This window comes from Rhizobium leguminosarum (assembly GCF_019798305.1).
GTDB classification, from domain to species: Bacteria; Pseudomonadota; Alphaproteobacteria; order Rhizobiales; family Rhizobiaceae; genus Rhizobium; species Rhizobium leguminosarum_U.
Genome location: NZ_JAAXDD010000003.1, coordinates 424,211 through 442,614 on the forward strand (window position 1 = coordinate 424,211; position 18,404 = coordinate 442,614).

The window sequence follows — 18,404 nt, forward strand, 5'->3', positions numbered from 1 at the left end:
TCCCCTTCTTTGGTTGCTGTCAGCGTGTGCGGATGCGCGGATCGATGACCGGCGCGATGAGGTCGGCAAGCAGGTTGCCGATGATGATGGCAAGCGCCGAGGTCAGCGTGACGCCCATGATGATCGGGATGTCGATCTGCTGGATCGCCTGCCAGGCGAGCTGGCCGATGCCGGGCCAGCCATAGACCGCTTCGACGACCACCACGCCGCCCATGAACTGGCCGATATCGATGCCGATCATGGCGATGATCGGCAGCACGGCATTGGGCAGCGCGTGGCGCAGGATGACTCGCTTCGAGGAAAGACCCTTGGCGCGCGCCGTGCGGACATAATCCTGGTTCAGCACGTCGATCATCGACGAGCGCACCATGCGGGCGTACCAGCCGGCGCCGCAGATGCCGAGTGTTACGGCCGGCAGGACGAGATGCGAGAAGCTGCCGTAACCGCTCATCGGAAACCAGCCGAGCGTTGCCGCCAGCAGGTAGAGCAGCAGCAGGGCAACAAGGAACTGCGGCGCCGAGGTGCCGACAAAGGAGGCCATCATCACCAGCCGGTCGACGAAGCCGCCGCGGCGCACGGCGGCGATGGTGCCGAGCGTCAGGCCGAGCACCACCTCCACGACGATGCCGGCAAGCATCAGCGTCAATGTTGCCGGCAGGCGGGCAGCGATCAGCGTCCAGACATCGGTTTTCTGCGCATAGGAGCGGCCGAGATTCCCGTGCAGCAGATTGCCGAGATAGGTGCCGAACTGGACCAGCAGCGACTGGTCGAGGCCGAGTTCATGGCGGATGTTGGCGACCGTCTGGGCGGTGGCGCTGCGGCCGGCGATCATGCGGGCCGGGTCGGCCGGAAGAGCATAGAGCAGCACGAAGGTGATTGCCGCGACGCCGAGCAGGATGAGGGCCGCCTGCGCCAGCCTGCGGAGAATGAGTGACGCCATCAGCCCCTCCCGCGCTGGGTCGGGTCGAGAATGTCGCGTAGCGCGTCGCCCACCAGATTGAAGGAAAGCGCCGTCAGAAGGATGATCGCGCCCGGAATGAAGACCAGCCAGGGGGCGGCCTGGAAATAGCTTTGGCTCTCGAAGATGATGTTGCCCCAGGAGGGCTGCGGTGGCTGGACGCCGACGCCGAGAAAGGAGAGTGTGGCCTCGAGCAGCACCGTCGTGGCGATGCCGAGCGTGCCCCAGACGATTGCCGTCGGCATGAGGTGCGGCAGGATATGCATGAAGAGCACACGCATGTGGCCGGCGCCGAGCGAGCGCTCCGCCATGATGAAATCGCGCTCCACCAGGCCGCGAGTCTCGGTATAGACGATGCGGGCGACCTGCACCCAGTTGACCAGCGCGATCACCATGGCGACGATCCAGAGGCTCGGCTTCAGCATTGCGGCAAGCACGATGGCGAGCAGCAGCGCCGGAAAGGCCATCATCAGATCGGTGAAGCGCATCAGGATGTTGCCCGGCAGTCCGCGGAGATAACCGGCGACGATGCCGACGAAGAGGCCGATCGCCACCGCGATGCCATTGGCGACAAGGCCGATGATCAGCGAGGTGCGGGCGCCAAAGAGCAGGCGCGAGAAGAGGTCGCGGCCGAGCGTGTCGGTGCCCAGCAGATAGGGACCACCCGGCGGCAGCGGCGCGCCTTCGAGCGAGAGGCCGTCAAACATCTGCTCGTCGGGGCTGAACGGCGCGATCCACGGCGCAGCAATTGCGAGCCCGATGACGAGGGTGACGACGATCAGGCCGAAGAGCGCCGTCGGCTGGCGGATCATCTGTTTCAGCACATGCATCAGCCGGCCTCCGGCAGGGGTTCGGCACCCGCCAGGATGAAGGCTGATATCTGCTCCATCGGCAGGCGGCGGCGCATGGCAGAATTGCGCAGGATTGCGTAAGCGCTCTCCTCGTCGATGCCGTGTGCGGCCTGAAGCTTTTCGACGGCGGCGTGAACAAGCGGCCGCAGCCGGACGCGCTCTTCGAGATATTGCAGCTTTTCCGCAGTCGCCTTGCGCTCCTGATGAATGGAGACGGCCATGACAAGCGCCGGATAGACGGCCGATGTGGCGATCGGCTTGGCGATGATCGCGCCGGCGCCCTGTCCGAGCGCCCAGGCGATGCGGCCGGGCGCTTCCGAACCAAGCAAGGCGACGACGGGGCAAGCAGGCGTTTCGCCCTTCCAGGGCAGCAGATCGTCCCAGCCCTGGTCGGCATCGACGATGACGAGATCGGGCAGTGCCGCAGCCGAAAGCGGCGCCCATTGCAGCGTTGCATGGATGCCGAGCAGGCGAAGCTGGCGGATCAGCTTTTCGGTGTTGCCGTCCTCGCGATGCAGGACCATCGCCTGCCAGCCGGTGAAATTGGGTGTCTCTCTCATGACACCACCCTTAACCGCGGAAAGGCCTGTCGGTTGCGGCCGGTCAGATAGGGGTCGGCGGCGAGCGGCGGCCGCGAAGCGACGACATCGAAGCCGTTGTCGGCGTTGATCCGACCGAGATGGAAGGGCAGGGCGGCATGATTGGTCTCGCGGTCGATCGCCAGCGCGCCGAACAGGGTCGGCCAGAATCGATTGTGGAGCTCACGCCGGACGGCGTCGGGCTCGTCACCGCCGGCAGCGACGATCGCGCCGACGCAGAGCCGGACGGCGGTATAGGCGCTGGCAAAGACGCTGGAGACACGCCGCTCGGCGCCGTGACGCTCTGTGACGCGGGCCTTGAAGGCGGCATTTTCGGGGGTCGCGATACTGTCGAAATAGGAAGCGGCGCAAAGCTGGCCGGCGGCAGCGCCGGCGGCGATATCTTCGAGTTCGCATTCCATCAGGTCGCAGCTGACCACCGGGCAGTTTTCCGCGCGAAAGGCCGGGTCGCGATCACCGAGGGCCTTGATCGCCTCCAGGAAGGCGTAGCTCGAGGGGCCGATCAGATTGTTGAGGATGAAGCTCGGGCGGCGTTGCGCGATCTCGGCGACGATGCGTTCGACGGCGGTTTCCTCGAGCGGAAGATAGCGTTCGCCCAGCACCTCGCCGCCGGCATTGGTAATGAGTTCGCGGGCGAGCCGGTTCATCTCCCAGCCCCAGACGTAGTTGGCGCCGACGAGATAGGGCCTTGCCCCGTACCGCGGGATCAGGTGCTCAAAAAGCGGCAGCAGATGCTGGTTCGGGCAGCCGCCGACATAGATGACGTTCTCATTGGCCTCGAAACCTTCATAGGGGCACATATACCAGAGCAGGCCGTCATGTTTCTCGACGAGCGGGATGACTTCCTTGCGTGCCGCGGACGTGATCGTGCCGACGATATGGCGGCAGCCGGCGCGCAGAAGATGGCGGGCGCCATCGAGATAGGCGGCAAGATCGGCATGCGGATCGAAGAAGACGGGCTCGATCGCCAGCCCTTCGACGCCGGCATATTCGGCCATCGCAAAATCGGCGCCGTCGCGCGCGTCGCGGCCCATCGAGCCGTAGGGCCCGGTGGTCGAAAAGAGGATGCCGATTTTCAGCGCGTCGTTCATGAAGTGACCACATCAAAAAACCCCACGACGCTGGTCCCATCGAGCGATGAGGCGTCATGGGGCGAAACTGCCCAGAGACTATCGGAGTCATGTCAATGCGGCCGGCATTTTGCCTAATCCGCAGGCTTGAGTAAAATACAGGCAGCTTGTCTTTGTCAAGTGTGCTGCGCTGCACTCGCAGTCATTTGATCTTGTTCTTTCGTTAGAGCCGCGAAAGGACGCTCTTCTAGCTCAAGTCATGCAGATCCTTGGCAGTCGCCGGCCCAATCGAGAATTCGCAAAAGCGGACCGTTAGTCCGCTACGCTCCGGCGTGCAGGCCGTGGGTCCGACCTCGTAGTGCGCTGCAGCCGGGAAGGGCGCTAGCCGCAGCAGCGGCCAGAAACTGCCGTCGCGCGAGGCCTGGATGCGCATCGCGCCGTTGGCGACGGTGACGCGGATGTAGAAATCCTCCAATTCCCTGAAGGGCTGGGCGACGGACCAGTCGGACTTGCCGTCGGTGACGACGGTGCTGAGGAAGGGCTCGCCGTCCGTGAATTCGACGCCTGTTTTCACCCAGCGTTTCTCATCAATGCGCACCATCAGTCCGGCTTGATCGTAGAGCGTTCGGAATTCGCCTTGGATGCGAATTTGCGCGGTGAAACCGTCATCGGTGGGAAAGCCGAGGAAATGGCCGCTGTTGCGGGTGAAGCCGTAATGGGTCTCCCGCCAGAAATCGGTTTTCTCGTCGGTCGTCAGGGTGAGGCCGGCGTCGTTCGCCAGCCACTGTGCCGGCTCGTTCAGCCATTTTCCGTCGTTGAAATCAATGCTCATCCTGTTCTCCCGTTCCCTTGAAGCCTGACTCAGGGCGATCGCCTCACCATGGCACAATGCGCGGCCGTGGTGCAGGTGGGTGCAGCCGAAGATTGTGTATTTTTCCGGCGTCCGGGTATCCGCCCCGGCATAATCCGTCGCTCGTGCTTGACAGGATCGATCCATCTCATATTCTGTTACAAAAAGATGAGTTACATAATTGTGGAACTAAACGGGAGACCTCACATGAAAAAACTGGTCGCATTCCTTCTCGGCACTGCGCTCGTCGCCCTGCCTTCGACACTTCTTGCCCAGGAAAAAGGCGGCGTCATCAACGTCGCGACGATCGGCGAGCCGCCGACCCTCGATCCGATGTCGTCGACGGCCGATCTGGTCGGCATCGTCACGCAGCACATTTTCGAAACGCTCTACACCTTCGACAGGAGCTGGAACGTTACGCCGCTTCTCGCCGAAAGCCTGCCAGAGATCAGCGCCGACGGCAAAACCTATACGATCAAGCTCAGGACCGGCATCAAGTTCCACGACAATACCGACATGACCTCGGAAGATGTCGTCGCCTCGCTTGGCCGCTGGATGAAGATCGCTTCGCGCGGCAAGCAGGTGGCCGGCTTCATCGATAAGGTCACCGCCGTCGATCCGGCAACCGTCACGATCACGCTGAAGCAGCCCTATGCGCCGCTGACCTCGCTGCTCGCCTTCAACAATTCGGCCGCCATCATCATCCCATCCGAGAAGCAGGACGAGCCGATGAAGGACTTCATCGGCACCGGTCCCTACATGCTGAAGGAGCGCAAGGCCGACCAGTATATCCAGCTTGTCCGCTTCGATGGCTACAAGTCACGTGAAGGCGACAGCGATGGCTATGGCGGCGCCCGCCACCAGTATCTCGATGAGATCCGCTTCGTGCCGGTGCCGGATCCGAACACCCGCGTCGAGGCCGCCGTTTCCGGCCAGTACGACTACGTCGACTCGATCCCGGTCGAATCCTACGACAAGCTGAAGGCCTCCACCGCCTCGCAGCCGATCATCCTGAAGCCCTTCGGTTATCCCGTCTTCGTCTTCAATACGAAGGAAGGTATTGCTGGGAATGTCGAGGTCCGCAAGGCGATCCGCCAGGCGCTCAGCATGGAAGACATGCTGGCCGCGGCTTTCGGCAGCACGGATTTCTACGCGCTCGACGGCGCCATCTATCCAAAGACCTTTGCCTGGTCGACGGATGCCGGCGTCGAGGGCGCCTATAACGCCGCCGATCCGGAAGGGGCTGCCGCCGCCGCCAAGAAGGCCGGTTACAACGGCGAACCGATCCGTATCCTGACCAGCCGCCAGTATGAGTTCCACTATAAGATGGCGCAGGTCGCCGCCGAATATCTGAAGCTTGCCGGCTTCACCGTCGATATGCAGGTTGTGGACTGGGCAACGCTGACGCAGCGCCGCACCGATCCGAAGCTTTGGGATATCTACATCACCCATAGCCCCTTCCTGCCGGAGCCTGCTCTTATCGGCTCGCTTTCGACCAGCTCGCCGGGCTGGTGGGATACTCCGGCCCGCAAGGCCGCCGTCGATGCCTTCACCTCGGAAGTCGATCCGAAGAAGCGCGTGGCGCTCTGGGCCGATGTCCAGAAGGCGATCTATGCCGACGCACCCTTCATGAAGATCGGCGACTTCAACGCCGTTTCGGCGGAATCGACCAAGCTCGAAGGCGTCGATCCGGCTCCGTGGCCGTATTTCTGGAATGCTTCGATCAAGAAGTAAGCATCGCCACCGATACCGGCCCGCCGTGGCCGGTATCGATCTTCTTTTTTGTCGCATCTGCAAGGGTTTGCCAGGCATTCATGATACGCTACATCCTCCAGCGCCTGTTCGGCATGATCGTCGTGATGTTTCTCGTCGTCACGATCGTCTTCGTCATCGTGCGCGTGACGCCGGGAGATCCGGCCGCCGTCATGCTCGGGCCGGATGCGACGCCGCAGGATATTGCCGACCTCAGGGCTCGCCTCGGCCTCGATCAGTCTCTCGGCCTGCAATATGTCTATTACATCGGCCAGATGCTGAGAGGTGATCTCGGCCAGTCGATCTTCCTCAACATGCCGGTCACCTCGGCCTTGCTCGACCGGGCCGAGCCGACCTTCTTCCTGACTTTGTTTTCGCTCGCAATCGCCAGCATCATCGCCCTGCCGATCGGCATTTATGCCGCTTATCGGCGCGGCTCCTTCATCGATCAGGCGGCAACGACGCTCGCGATGTTCGCCGCCAGCATTCCGAGCTTTTGGCTCGGCCTGATCCTGATGCAGTTCTTCGCCGTCAGGCTCAATCTCTTCCCGGTCTCGGGTTATGGCGGTCCGGGCTCGACCTTCTTCGAGCGCATGTATCACCTGACGCTGCCTGCCTTTGCGCTCGGCATCGTCTCCTCGGCGCTGATCCTGCGTTTCACCCGCGCGTCGATGCTCGATGTGCTCGGCGACGATTATATCCGTACCGCCCGCGCCAAGGGATTGATCGAGCGAAGGGTGATCCTCAAGCACGCGCTGAAGAATGCGCTGATCCCGATCCTGACGGTGATCGGCCTGACGGCAGCGGTGCTGATTTCGGGCGCCGTCGTCACCGAGACCGTCTTCGGCCTGCCTGGTGTCGGCAATCTCGTCGTCTCCGCGGTTCTGCGCCGCGACTATCCCGTCATCCAGGGGGCGCTGCTCGTCATCGCCGCCCTCTATGTGCTGATCAATTTTGCGATCGACATGCTCTATCTGCTGATCGATCCGAGGGTGCGCTACTGATGGCCGATATCGCAATCAAGCCAGTCGAAGGCGAGGGCAGCAAATTCGCCAGGCGCCTGCTGAAGCGCAAGACGGTCGCCTGCGGCCTGCTGATCCTGACGATCTTCGTGCTTCTGGCGGTCTTTGCACCTGTTGTCGCGCCCTATTCGCCGTCGAAGCTTTCCATCGTCAACCGGCTGAAGCCGCCGAGCGGCATGTTCTTCTTCGGCACCGACGAGTTCGGCCGCGACGTCTTTTCGCGTACGATCTTCGCCGGCCGCCTGTCGCTGCTCGTCGGTGTTGCGGTTGTGACCTTGTCGGCAGTGATCGGCGTGACGCTCGGCCTGCTTGCCGGCTTCTTCCAGAAGCTCGACACGCCGATCGCCCGGCTGATCGACGCGATGATGGCGTTTCCGGATATTCTGCTGGCGATCGCGCTCGTTGCTGTCCTCGGCCCGTCGTTGACGACAGTCATCATCGCGCTGTCGATCGTCTATGCGCCGCGGCTTGCCCGCATCGTGCGCGCTTCGACGCTGGTCATTCGCGAGCTGCCCTATGTCGAGGCGGCGAGGGCGCTTGGCATTTCGACCTTCCATATCATGACGCGGCATGTGCTGCGCAATCTGCTGTCGCCGATCCTGGTGCAGGCGACGTTCCTTTTCGCCAGTGCCATGCTTGCCGAAGCCGGCCTGTCTTTCCTCGGCCTCGGCGTCAGCCCTGAGATCCCGACCTGGGGAACGATGATCGCCGCCGGTCGGCAGTATATCGGCCAGGCCGACTGGATGACGCTGTTTCCGGGTGTCGCCATCATCCTCTCCGTGCTGTCGCTGCAGATGGTCGGCGATGGCCTTAGGGACATGCTCGATCCAAGACTGCGCAAGGATCTTTAATCCGCCGACCAAGCGTCGGCCCAATCGAAATTCGCCAAATCGAAAATTGCATGACAGGAGTTTGCGTGAATCAGTTTCCCACCGCCGCCGGTAAGGTCGAGAACTCGCCTTACGAACGGCTTGCCGCCCTCGGCATTGCGCTGCCGCCGCCGCCGCCGCCGATCGCTAATTTCGTCACGCACGTAATCGAAGGCAATATGCTCTATCTCTCCGGCCAGGGACCGCGTGAGGCCGACGGTTTCATGCATGCCGGCAAGGTCGGCGGTGGAGTCAGTATCGACGAGGCCTACGGCCATGCGCGGCTGACGGGCATCAACCTGCTTGCCGTCATGCAGGATGCGCTTGGCGATCTCGCCCGGGTCAAGCGGGTGGTGAAATTGCTCGGCATGGTCAATGCCGTGCCTGAGTTCGAGGATCATCCGAGCGTCATTAACGGCTGCTCGGATCTGCTGATTGAAGTCTTCGGGCCGGCCGGCGAACATGCCCGCTCGGCCGTCGGCTTCGGCTCGCTGCCCGGTAACATCACCGTCGAGATCGAGGCGATCGTCGCCTTGCACGGCTGACGGGAGCTCGACACAGTTGATCGACCGCCCCATGTTTCGTTTTTCGACCCAGAATCCTGGAGATCTCCATGTCCACTGATATCCGCCCGTCGCTCGGACTTCGCCCTGTCATCAATGTATCGGGCACGATGACCAGCCTCGGCGCCTCGATCGTCGTTCCCGAAGCGATCAGCGCGATGGCATCGATCCTGCCGCACTTCGTCGAGATCAACGACCTGCAGCGCAAGGCAAGCGGCGTCATCGCCCGGCTGACCGGCGGCGAGGCGGGCTTCGTCACCGCCTCCTGCTCGGCCGGCATTTCGCTGGCTGTTGCCGGCGCCATCACCGGCAACAATCTGCTGGCGATCGAGAGGTTGCCGGATGTCGTGCCGGAGAAGAACGAAGTGCTGGTGCAGATGGGGCATGTGGTCAGCTACGGCGCCCCGGTCGACCAGGCGATCCGGCTTGCCGGCGGCAAGGTCGTGCTTGTCGGGCAGGCGACCTCGACGCATCGCTTCCACATGGAAAACGCCATCACCGACAAGACCGCGGCTGCCGTCTATGTCGTCTCCCACCATGTCGTCGATTACGGCCTTTTGAACCTCAAGGAATTCGTCGAGATTGCCCATGCCAAGGGCGTGCCCGTCATCGTCGACGCCGCCTCGGAATATGATCTCAGGATTTTCCTGGAGCAGGGGGCCGATATCGCCCTTTACTCCGGCCACAAATTCCTCGGCGGTCCGACTTCGGGCATCGTTGCCGGCAGCAAGGAGCTGGTGCGTCATGCCTTCCTGCAGAACATGGGCATCGGCCGCGGCATGAAGGTCGGCAAGGAGAGCATCTTCGGCGTCATGGCGGCACTCGAAGCCTGGGAAAATCGTGACCATGCCGGCATCCGGGAACGCGAGACCGGCTATCTCAACTTGTGGAAGCGCACGCTCGACGGCCGCCCTGGCCTTACCGCGCTGATCGAGCCCGATCCGACCCACAATCCGCTCGAGCGGCTGCGCCTGATCGTCGATCCCGAGCAAGCCCATATCACCGCCTGGGATCTGGCCGATGCGCTTGCCAAGGGCAGCCCGCCGATCATCGTGCGCGATCATGAGGTGGAGCACCGCTATTTTTATCTCGACCCCTGCAACCTGCACCCGGGCGAGGAGACGGTCGTCGCGGAGCGCCTGGCGCAGGAGCTCGACAAGGCGCGCGCGTCCAATGAGATCATCGCAACGCCCATCGAGAACCGTAGCAGGCACCGCTTCGACGGTGCGCTGCGCTGGCCGGATTGATCCGCCGCTTACCTGTCGCAAGAGGAACCACCATGGCCAGTGCCCAAACCCAACCGATCCAGGCGACGACCGACGTTCTTTCCGTCGAAGGTCTGACGACATCCTTCCTGGTGGACGGTGTCTGGAAACCGGTCGTGCGCGATGTGTCTTTCACGGTGGCGCCAGCGGAGACGGTGGCGATTGTCGGCGAATCCGGCTCGGGCAAGAGCGTCACCTCGCTCTCGATCATGCGGCTGCTGCAGGCGGATACGAGCCGTGTCGAGGGCCGCGTCATGCTCGGCGGACGCGACCTTCTGGCCTTGCCGGAAAATGCCATGCGGCAGGTGCGCGGCAACGAGGTGGCGATGATCTTCCAGGAGCCGATGACATCGCTCAATCCGCTCTTCACCATCGGCGACCAGATTTCCGAAGCGCTGCTCTGCCATTCCGACATGAGCAAAACCGATGCGAAGGCGGAGACGATCCGGCTCTTGGAAAAGGTCCGCATCCCCTCGGCCGCCTCGCGCTTCGGCGAATATCCGCACCGTTTTTCCGGCGGCATGCGCCAGCGGGTGATGATCGCCATGGCGCTCGCCAGCCGGCCGAAACTGCTGATCGCCGACGAGCCGACGACGGCGCTCGACGTCACCATCCAGGGCCAGATTCTCGACCTGATCAAGATGCTGCAGGATGAGGAGGGGACCTCCGTTCTCTTCATCACCCACGACATGGGCGTCGTCGCCGAGATCGCCGACCGGACGGTGGTGATGTATCGCGGCGAACAGGTCGAAAGCGGCGCCACCGCCGATATCTTCCACCGCGGCAAACACCCCTATACGAGAGCGCTACTATCAGCCGTGCCGGTGCTCGGCTCGATGCATGGCAGGCAAAGGCCGCTGCGCTTTCCCGTGGTCAATACCGCAACGGGTGAATCGGATATTCCCGCCGAGGTCACCGATACGGTGGCAGCGACGCCTGTCCTACAGGTGAAGAACCTCACCAAGCGTTTCGACATTCATTCCGGCCTGTTCGGCCGGCTGACCAGCAGGGTGCATGCGGTCGAAAACGTCTCCTTCGATCTTCATGCCGGCGAGACGCTGTCGCTCGTCGGCGAATCCGGCTGCGGCAAGTCGACGACCGGCCGCGCCATCATGCGCCTGATCGAGCCGCAGGCCGGTTCCGTTCTCGTCGAGGGCAGGGAGGTGCTCGGCCTCGACAGGAAGGATCTGCGCGAGATGCGCAAATCCGTACAGATGATCTTCCAGGATCCCTTTGCCAGCCTCAATCCGCGCATGACCGTCGGTGCCGCGATCGCCGAACCCTATCTCGAACACAGGATGGGCAGTACGAAGCAGGCGAAAGACGTCGTCGCCGATCTTTTGGTGAAGGTCGGCCTGTTACCGGAGATGGCCGCGCGTTATCCGCATGAGTTTTCCGGCGGCCAGCGCCAGCGCATCTGCATTGCCCGCGCGCTTGCCTTGCAGCCGAAGGTCATCGTCGCCGATGAAAGCGTCTCGGCGCTCGACGTCTCGATCAAGGCACAGGTCATCAACCTGATGCTCGACCTGCAGCAGAGCCTCAACCTTGCCTTCCTGTTTATCTCGCACGATATGGCGGTGGTCGAACGCGTCAGCCACCGTGTGGCGGTGATGTATCTCGGCGAGATCGTCGAGATCGGCCCGCGATCCGCGGTCTTCGAAAATCCGCAGCACCCCTACACGAAGAAACTCATTGCGGCGGTGCCCGTGCCGGATCCTGACCGCCGCCATGAGAAGCGGATGGTGGCGAATGACGAGATCAAGAGCCCGATGCGCCCGGTCGACTATCAGCCTGCAGGCACGTCCTATCGCGAAGTCGGGCCGGGCCACCTGGTGATGGCCGACCGGTAGACTTGCCATCGCGTTTCGGATCTGACGGCGCTACTCCATCGCCAGGATCATGTTGCGCACGACGGGGTAGATTTCCCCCTCCCAGCGGCGGCCGCTGAAGACCCCGTAATGTCCGACATTGGCCTGAAGATGATGGCGCTTCAGATGAGGGCGCAACGAACGACAGAGATCGTGCGCGGCCGACGTCTGGCCGAGCGCGCAGATGTCGTCGCGGCCGCCCTCGACGGTCAAAAGCGCCGTGTTGCGGATCTGGCCCGGGTCGACCTTGCGGCCATGATGGGTCAAGTCGCCGGTCGCGAGTTCCGCCTTCTGGAAGACGCGTTCGATGGTTTCGATGTAGAATTCTTCGGTGAGGTCGAGCACGGCGAAATATTCGTCATAGAACTTCTTGATCTTGCCGGCCTCGGCCGTCTCGCCCTTCGCCAGATGGTCGTAGAGCCTGCGATGGGCGTCCTGGTGGCGCTGCATGTTCATCGACATGAAGGCGACGAGCTGGAGGAAGCCGGGATAGACCCGCCGCCCGGCGCCCCGATAACGCCAGGGAACGCCCGCGATCAGCGAGTTCTCGAACCAGGCGAGCGACTTTGATACGGCAAGTTCGTTGACCTTCGTCGGGCTCTCGCGCGGGTCGATCGGCCCGGCCATCAGCGTCATGGTCCGTGGGGTGGCGGGATGCCGCTCTTCCGACATCACGGCAACGGCGGCCAGCGCCTGTACGCAGGGCTGGCAGACGGCGAGGATATGAGCGCCGGGGCCGATTTCCTCCAGGAAATGCATGATATAATCGACGTAATCGTCCATGCCGAAGCGTCCGGCCGACAGCGGCACGTCGCGGGCGTTCGCCCAGTCGGTGATGTAGACGTCGTGATCGCGCAGCAGGGTCTGCACCGTGCCGCGTAGGAGCGTCGCGAAATGGCCGGACAGCGGGGCGACGACCAGCACCCGCGGCCGCTTTGCATCGGTGTCCGTTGCAAAGCGCAGCAGCGTGCCGAAGGGCATGTCGAGTACGGTCTCGACGGTGACGGGCACCACGCGATTGCCGATCATGACCGAGTCTATGGCGAAATCCGGACGTTGGTGGGTGATCTCGAAGCGTGAGATCATCTCCAGCGCGGCGGCGAAGTGCCGTCCCATTTCGCTGCCGGATCCCCAGAGCGCTGTCGCGGAGAAGGTTTGCAAGCGCCGCGCCAGATCGCGCAGCGGCGCGATGAGATCATCCTGGAACTGATAGGCCTGGTAGAGCATGGCCGAAGTCTCCCGCACTGCCGCATCGATGCGGCGGTGCAAAAAATGCTAGTGGAATATGTCCTGCCATGCGAGAAGATTATCGAGGAAGAAGCAACATTGTCCGACAAGGATACGAGCCCGATGTCGCAAGCTGCACTGACGATTTCCTCGAAGAACTACTCCTCATGGTCTCTGCGCGGCTGGCTGCTATGCCGGATGGCGGGGCTAGACTTCGCCGAAGTTCTCGTGGAGCTGGATGACGAGGCGCGCCAGGAACTGCTTCTGCTTTCACCGTCGGTCCTGGTGCCGAGGCTGACGCATGACGACGTGACGGTCTGGGACACGCTGGCGATCGCCGAATATCTCCACGAAGTGACGCCCACTGCCGGGCTCTGGCCCGCCGAGCGGGCGGCGCGCGCCCGCTGCCGGTCGGTCTCGGGCGAGATGCATTCGGGTTTCCATAACCTGCGTTCGGCATTGCCGATGAACCTCAAGGCGCGGCATGCGAGCTTCAAGATATTCTCGGGCGCGCGGCCCGATGTCGAGCGCGTCAAGGCGATCTGGGCCGAATGCCTCGAGGCAAGCGGCGGGCCGTGGCTTTTCGGGACCGCGCCGACCGTGGCCGATGCGATGTATGCGCCGGTCTGCACCCGCTTCCGCACCTATGCGGTGGAGCTCGAACCGCAGCTCGAAGCCTATGTCGAAACGGTGCTGTCCTGGCCGCTGATGGGCGAGTGGACCGAAGGAGCGATGGTCGAGCCGGACGAGATCGTCGAACTGGAAGTCGAGTTCTGACGGAAACCCGGCCGGGCGGCTCCCCATCGATTTTCACGGGCCGAATTAAGAGTTGCCTGGACGATGAGCGGCGCATAAAGCAGATGCAGTGCCACATGCCGCGAAGCCTGGACCGATGAACAGAGATTATTATTCCAAACTCGGCGGATTGCCGCCGCAAACCGAGCTGCTTTCCAGCAAGGCCGTCTTCACCACGGCCTATGCGATCATCCCGCGCAGCGTCATGACCGACATCGTCACCAGCGTCCTTCCGCATTGGACGGGGACACGGGCATGGGTTCTCTCCCGGCCGCTCTCCGGTTTCTCCGAGACCTTCTCGCAATATGTGATGGAGGTTGAGCCCGGCGGCGGAAGCGATCGGCCGGAGCCCGACAAGCGGGCCGAAGCGGTTCTGTTCGTCGTCGAAGGCGAGATGACAGTGGAGCTCGATGGCGTCAGTCATGCGCTGCGCTCCGGTTCGTTCGCCTATATTCCGGCGGGTTCGGTCTGGCGCCTGAACAACGGCGGTTCGACGGCGGCGAAATTCCACTGGATTCGAAAGGCCTTTCAGGAGGTCGAGGGGCTGGAGCCGCCGCCGGCGATCGTAACCCATGAGGATGAACACGCCATCTCGGCAATGCCCGACACCGATGGACGCTGGGGGACGACCCGGTTCATCGATCCGGCCGATGTCCGCTACGACATGCACGTGAATATTGTGACTTTGGAGCCGGGTGCCGTGATCCCCTTCATGGAAACCCATGTCATGGAGCATGGTCTCTATGTGCTGGAGGGCAAGGCCGTCTATCGGCTGAACCAGGATTGGGTCGAGGTCGAGGCCGGAGACTTCATGTGGCTGCGCTCCTTCTGCCCGCAGGCATGTTACGCCGGCGGCCCCGGCCGTTTCCGCTACCTGCTCTACAAGGACGTCAACCGTCATATGACGCTCTGGTAGGAGCGATGGTGAGGGATGATGCAGCTCGAAACTGAGCGCCTGATTTTGAGACCCTGGCAGCAACAAGATCGCAAGCCCTTCGCTGCGATCAATGCCGAACCCGACGTTGTCAGATATCTCAATCCTCTGACCGACGAACAGTCGGATGCGATGCTCGACCGTATCGACCGGCACTTCGAGGATCATGGCTGGGGGTTTTGGGCGCTGGAGGAGAAGGCAAGCCGCCAGTTGATCGGCATGTGCGGCCTCGCCAAGGTTTCACCTGCTTTGCCATTTGCTCCGGCAGTCGAAATCGGTTGGCGGCTTTCAGCCTCTCGGCACGGCGCCGGATATGCGCGCGAGGCCGCGGAACGGTCTCTCGACTTTGCATTCAACGAGCTGAAGCTTGATCGCATCGTCAGCTTCACAGTGCCCGCAAACAGCAATTCCTGGGGTTTGATGACGCGACTGGGGATGAGCCGGATCGGGGAGTTCAATCACCCCAATTTGGCCGAGGGGCATCCATTGCGCTATCACGTGCTCTACGAGAAGGTCAGCTAGAAAGAGGGCTTTCATGAAGTGATGAGAAGGCGCAGATCGTTTCCGAGGGCCTTCGGCCCGGCGCGATGGTGAATGTTTACCGCCAATCGAACCACGGTGTCAGCAAGCCCGTCTTGCGCCGATAGGCTTCGTATTCGGATGCCAGCGGTGATAGGGAGAACTTCCTCTCCTCATTGCGGGCTGCAATCACGTAGACAACCGTAAAAAATAGGACCGGCACGATCGACGATATCGACCAAGATGCCAGCGCCCACCCCGACCAGAAGAGCAGGTAGGACGTGTAAAAAGGGTGCCGCAGGTAGCGATAGGGACCGTCGGTGACAAGACTATCTGGGTGATCGGGGTCGAACACAAAGCGCAGCCTGGCCTCTCGCGACGCCGACACCGCCCACCAGAACAAGCTCGCCGCGCCGATTTCAAATCCCAGTCCTGCTACCTGTACCCATAGCATCTGCGTCTCGGACCAAATCAGGTACAGGAAAAACGCCGTCGTCGCGATGACGCCGACGGTGATCAGCTTTGCTCCGGCTTCCATCTTCGGTGAGTTGAAGTGGCCTCGCAACGACCACGCCCAGAACCCGACGATAGTCAGGCTGGTGATCGAAATAATGAAGTCCAGAAGAAATTGCATCTCGATGCCCACCTTGAAAGGCTGGTTACAATTGCTGCTGCGACAGACCTAACCCGTATACAACGCCTAGGCAAATGATTGATGTATGATACGCAACCGCACTGAAACGTGTCGTGGTTGCACGACCTGGTTTAGATCTGGTTTACGATAATCATGCACCTGCCGTAGATATTTTCGTGCAAGACTTTGGCTGCGCTTGAGGGGTCGCAGCTTATGGACGTATTTCACTGTACAATCGACACCAGCCACGGCGCTGTGTGCATCAGTGACACCATTGATGGCGCTGCACCACTGGTTATGATACACGGTTCCGGCAGCTCACGGACGGTCTTTTCACGGCAACTACACAGCCATTTGTCCCGGAATTGGCGTCTGATTGCGCTCGATCTTCCGGGACATGGCGAATCGAGCGACGCTCGAGATCCGCAGTCAACTTACACCGTCACCGGTCTTGCCGACTGCATAGGAGAGGTGGCAGCCCGCCTGGGGCTTCATCGCTTTGCCGTGCTGGGATGGTCGCTTGGCGGTCACGTCGCGATTGAGATGGCGGGCAGCGGCAACGGCATTTCGGGCCTGATGTTGTGCGGCACGCCACCGGTCCCCAGTGGCCTCCTCGGAATGCTGCGGGGATTCCATCCGTCATTTGATATTCTTCTGGCATCAAAACAGAACTTTACATCGCGTGACGTGGAGCGGTTTCAGTCTCTTTGCTTTGGAGACACGAGCAACCTCTCCTTTCGCGATGCTATAGAGCGCGCAGACGGGAGACTAAGGAGCGTTTTTTCTCACGCAATGTTGCGGGGGCAGGGGGTGGATCAGCGCCGCACCGTCGAACAGGCTGATATACCCATTGCTTTTGTGAATGGATTTCATGATCCCTTTGTCAAACTCAGCTATTTTTCGGGCCTGAAGATCCCGTTGCTCTTCGAAGGCAAAGCGCATGTAATGGAAGGTGCTGGTCACGCACCCTTCTGGGAAAAGCCGGAGAGCTTTAACTCGATGCTCGACCGGTTCCTGAACACAGTCGCCGCTCATGAAGCCAATATCGATCTGAAAAATCATCACTTTCTTTCGAACAGATCAGTGTTCTAAAAGCGATACGCTCGGCAAGCTTCTCGGCCGCCAATGTCGGCCTGAGGTCCGCATAGCGTTCATGAACCAGCGTCACCGCATAATCCTGAACACCGTCGCTGATCCGGTTGTTCGACGGCCGGCCGATCGCCTTGTGCCGGATCGACGCCGCACCCCCAGTGCTGATCCGATCCAACAGCCGTCGCACTTGGCGCGTACTCAGATCAAGCACATGCGCCGCCGACACCAGCGTCATCCGGCCGGCGATCACCTTCGATAGAATCTCGATCCGTTGCAGGTCGCGCTCGCTCATCGCCGTCAGTCCCATCGGCAATCTCCACCGTCATCAAACCCGGGGAGAGTGACATTCCAACTTTGCAGAAACAGGACACTTCAACTTTGCAACTACTGTAGTATCAAAGCTGGTTAGAGCCGCGACGGTTCCAGCCAATTAGAAACGCGACACTTGTTCCTCGGATCAGCCCCCGATCCGACCGGCTGGGCCGGGTTGCTAGGGAGGAGCGGGGGCGGATGATAACATTCCCCTTCGGCTTTAGCTTTCTCACTGGCAATTGTTCTTTTGCCGCTCGATACTCTCTGGCGCCTGCATGGCGCAGGATGGGGATCAAAGCCGCACGATGCTTCCGGAGATCAAGCTGCAGGGTGACATCGACGTCGCCGCGCTGTCACCACTTCTTCGCGGGATGATCCTTTCGGTTGCCTTGCTGACGGTGAAGGTGGCATAAGATTGACGGCGACCGGCGCCATGAACCGCAAGTTCGTGCATTGGGCCGCTGTGCACTTCCTCTGGCCAGGGTTCACAGCCGAGGACCTCTACAGCATGAACAAGGTGCTCAATGAAAGCGACATGCCGCCGCTTTGGGTCGTGCGCGACATGACCCGCAACCTGAAGCTTCTTCGCCGGAAAAAGGATGTGCTGCTGCCAACCAGACGAGGCCGGGAGTTTTTGGCAAAACCGCAAGCCTTCTTCGATCTGATCGCCACGGATTATCTCTACTCGTATGTCCACGAAACCGATCGTGAAGAGGAGGTGCGGGCGCGGTTACGCTGGTGGCGCCTGTTCCTCAATCTTCTCAATATCACGGCCAGAGAAGGTTGCACACCAATGGACGTTGTGAAGATCCTCTATCCAGACCTGGCGCCTCTGTCGGACACCGAAATAACCCTGGAAGCCTGGGAGTTGAAATCCGATCTCCAGTACGGCGTCTTTCGACGCTTATGCTGGCTCGGCTTGCTCTATGAGGCACGCGAGGGGCTCACTCTTCTCCAGGACGGATCCTTCCACAAGACGCCACTTTGGGCCGCCTGCCTGCAATTGGAATTGGATACCCAAAGCGACATCGGCGTGCATTGACGAACTTCATTCCGCTGGCTGCCTCACCAACGCCTTCTGCCTTTTGGCAATCACTTCCGGATCATTCATGAAGTCCGTCCGCCGGCCAGGCTTGCGGCCACGCTTCTGATAACCATTGCCCTGGCTGCCATCGGGAATACCGAACATATGATCCGTCTGGCCAGTGCGGCGAGGGCCGCTCT

General features: G+C 61.5%; 17 protein-coding genes and 3 pseudogenes. 11 read left to right on the forward strand and 9 right to left on the reverse strand.

The features are described from left to right. Nucleotides 1-19 precede the first annotated feature (19 nt). The 5 genes from HFO99_RS07910 to HFO99_RS07930 form a co-directional block, all read right to left on the reverse strand. Nucleotides 20-940, reverse strand: a complete 921-nt coding sequence (locus HFO99_RS07910; protein WP_222360391.1) for an ABC transporter permease — start codon at nucleotides 938-940, stop codon at nucleotides 20-22. Then, on the reverse strand, nucleotides 940-1,788 hold the full coding sequence (locus tag HFO99_RS07915) for an ABC transporter permease (protein WP_222360393.1): 849 nt from the start codon (nucleotides 1,786-1,788) through the stop codon (nucleotides 940-942). Before HFO99_RS07915 ends, HFO99_RS07910 begins: the two co-directional genes overlap by 1 nt. Then, a complete protein-coding gene (locus tag HFO99_RS07920) occupies nucleotides 1,788-2,369 on the reverse strand; it encodes an ANTAR domain-containing response regulator (protein ID WP_222360395.1) in 582 nt (193 codons plus the stop codon). Before HFO99_RS07920 ends, HFO99_RS07915 begins: the two co-directional genes overlap by 1 nt. Next, the gene (locus HFO99_RS07925) at nucleotides 2,366-3,499 is read right to left on the reverse strand and encodes a transporter substrate-binding protein (protein ID WP_222360397.1); all 1,134 of its coding nucleotides are present in this window, start codon (nucleotides 3,497-3,499) and stop codon (nucleotides 2,366-2,368) included. The genes HFO99_RS07920 and HFO99_RS07925 overlap by 4 nt, the downstream gene beginning before the upstream one ends. Before the next feature lie 226 nt (nucleotides 3,500-3,725). Further along, complete coding sequence (locus HFO99_RS07930; protein WP_222360399.1) at nucleotides 3,726-4,310, reverse strand: DUF1349 domain-containing protein; 585 nt, start codon at nucleotides 4,308-4,310, stop codon at nucleotides 3,726-3,728. A gap of 225 nt (nucleotides 4,311-4,535) precedes the next feature. Here HFO99_RS07930 and HFO99_RS07935 point away from each other — a divergent pair, with 225 nt between their 5' ends. The 6 genes from HFO99_RS07935 to HFO99_RS07960 all read left to right on the forward strand — a co-directional run bounded on the left by HFO99_RS07935 (nucleotide 4,536) and on the right by HFO99_RS07960 (nucleotide 11,649). Then, nucleotides 4,536-6,062: an ABC transporter substrate-binding protein gene (locus tag HFO99_RS07935; protein WP_222360401.1), complete on the forward strand. Its 1,527-nt coding sequence runs from the start codon at nucleotides 4,536-4,538 to the stop codon at nucleotides 6,060-6,062. 80 nt (nucleotides 6,063-6,142) lie between these two features. Then, nucleotides 6,143-7,084, forward strand: a complete 942-nt coding sequence (locus tag HFO99_RS07940; protein WP_003547937.1) for an ABC transporter permease — start codon at nucleotides 6,143-6,145, stop codon at nucleotides 7,082-7,084. After that, nucleotides 7,084-7,953: an ABC transporter permease gene (locus HFO99_RS07945; RefSeq protein ID WP_222360403.1), complete on the forward strand. Its 870-nt coding sequence runs from the start codon at nucleotides 7,084-7,086 to the stop codon at nucleotides 7,951-7,953. Before HFO99_RS07940 ends, HFO99_RS07945 begins: the two co-directional genes overlap by 1 nt. A gap of 50 nt (nucleotides 7,954-8,003) precedes the next feature. Next, entirely contained in the window at nucleotides 8,004-8,516 is a 513-nt protein-coding gene (locus HFO99_RS07950) for a RidA family protein (RefSeq protein WP_017996429.1), read from the forward strand. A 68-nt stretch (nucleotides 8,517-8,584) separates the two neighbouring features. Then, complete coding sequence (locus HFO99_RS07955; protein ID WP_012763229.1) at nucleotides 8,585-9,781, forward strand: aminotransferase class V-fold PLP-dependent enzyme; 1,197 nt, start codon at nucleotides 8,585-8,587, stop codon at nucleotides 9,779-9,781. 32 nt (nucleotides 9,782-9,813) lie between these two features. Beyond that, nucleotides 9,814-11,649, forward strand: coding sequence for an ABC transporter ATP-binding protein (locus HFO99_RS07960; RefSeq protein ID WP_222360405.1), 1,836 nt, complete (start codon nucleotides 9,814-9,816; stop codon nucleotides 11,647-11,649). A 30-nt stretch (nucleotides 11,650-11,679) separates the two neighbouring features. Here the strand turns inward: HFO99_RS07960 and HFO99_RS07965 are convergent, their stop codons facing one another. Beyond that, a complete protein-coding gene (locus HFO99_RS07965; protein WP_222360428.1) occupies nucleotides 11,680-12,894 on the reverse strand; it encodes a polyhydroxyalkanoate depolymerase in 1,215 nt (404 codons plus the stop codon). A gap of 123 nt (nucleotides 12,895-13,017) precedes the next feature. On the opposite strand from HFO99_RS07965, the gene HFO99_RS07970 reads away from it, so the two are divergent. The 3 genes from HFO99_RS07970 to HFO99_RS07980 all read left to right on the forward strand — a co-directional run bounded on the left by HFO99_RS07970 (nucleotide 13,018) and on the right by HFO99_RS07980 (nucleotide 15,145). Beyond that, nucleotides 13,018-13,671, forward strand: a complete 654-nt coding sequence (locus tag HFO99_RS07970) for a glutathione S-transferase (RefSeq protein ID WP_222360426.1) — start codon at nucleotides 13,018-13,020, stop codon at nucleotides 13,669-13,671. A gap of 115 nt (nucleotides 13,672-13,786) precedes the next feature. Continuing rightward, nucleotides 13,787-14,605, forward strand: a complete 819-nt coding sequence (locus tag HFO99_RS07975; RefSeq protein ID WP_222360407.1) for a bifunctional allantoicase/(S)-ureidoglycine aminohydrolase — start codon at nucleotides 13,787-13,789, stop codon at nucleotides 14,603-14,605. An 18-nt stretch (nucleotides 14,606-14,623) separates the two neighbouring features. Next, nucleotides 14,624-15,145: a GNAT family N-acetyltransferase gene (locus tag HFO99_RS07980; RefSeq protein ID WP_222360409.1), complete on the forward strand. Its 522-nt coding sequence runs from the start codon at nucleotides 14,624-14,626 to the stop codon at nucleotides 15,143-15,145. A gap of 76 nt (nucleotides 15,146-15,221) precedes the next feature. On the opposite strand, the gene HFO99_RS07985 is transcribed toward HFO99_RS07980, so the two are convergent. Next, entirely contained in the window at nucleotides 15,222-15,776 is a 555-nt protein-coding gene (locus tag HFO99_RS07985; RefSeq protein WP_222360411.1) for a methyltransferase family protein, read from the reverse strand. A gap of 213 nt (nucleotides 15,777-15,989) precedes the next feature. Between HFO99_RS07985 and HFO99_RS07990 the strand changes: the two genes are divergently transcribed. Next, nucleotides 15,990-16,868 carry an alpha/beta fold hydrolase gene (locus tag HFO99_RS07990; RefSeq protein WP_222336580.1) on the forward strand — a complete coding sequence of 293 codons (879 nt, stop codon included), beginning with the start codon at nucleotides 15,990-15,992 and terminating at the stop codon, nucleotides 16,866-16,868. On the opposite strand, the pseudogene HFO99_RS07995 reads toward HFO99_RS07990, so the two are convergent. Further along, a pseudogene (locus tag HFO99_RS07995) lies at nucleotides 16,864-17,175 on the reverse strand (helix-turn-helix domain-containing protein); the annotation flags it as partial. The gene HFO99_RS07990 and the pseudogene HFO99_RS07995 overlap by 5 nt on opposite strands. A gap of 310 nt (nucleotides 17,176-17,485) precedes the next feature. On the opposite strand from HFO99_RS07995, the pseudogene HFO99_RS08000 reads away from it, so the two are divergent. Continuing rightward, nucleotides 17,486-18,222 (forward strand): annotated as a pseudogene (locus tag HFO99_RS08000) (hypothetical protein). A gap of 6 nt (nucleotides 18,223-18,228) precedes the next feature. Here HFO99_RS08000 and HFO99_RS08005 read toward each other — a convergent pair. After that, nucleotides 18,229-18,404, reverse strand: a pseudogene (locus HFO99_RS08005) (ISNCY family transposase); the annotation flags it as partial.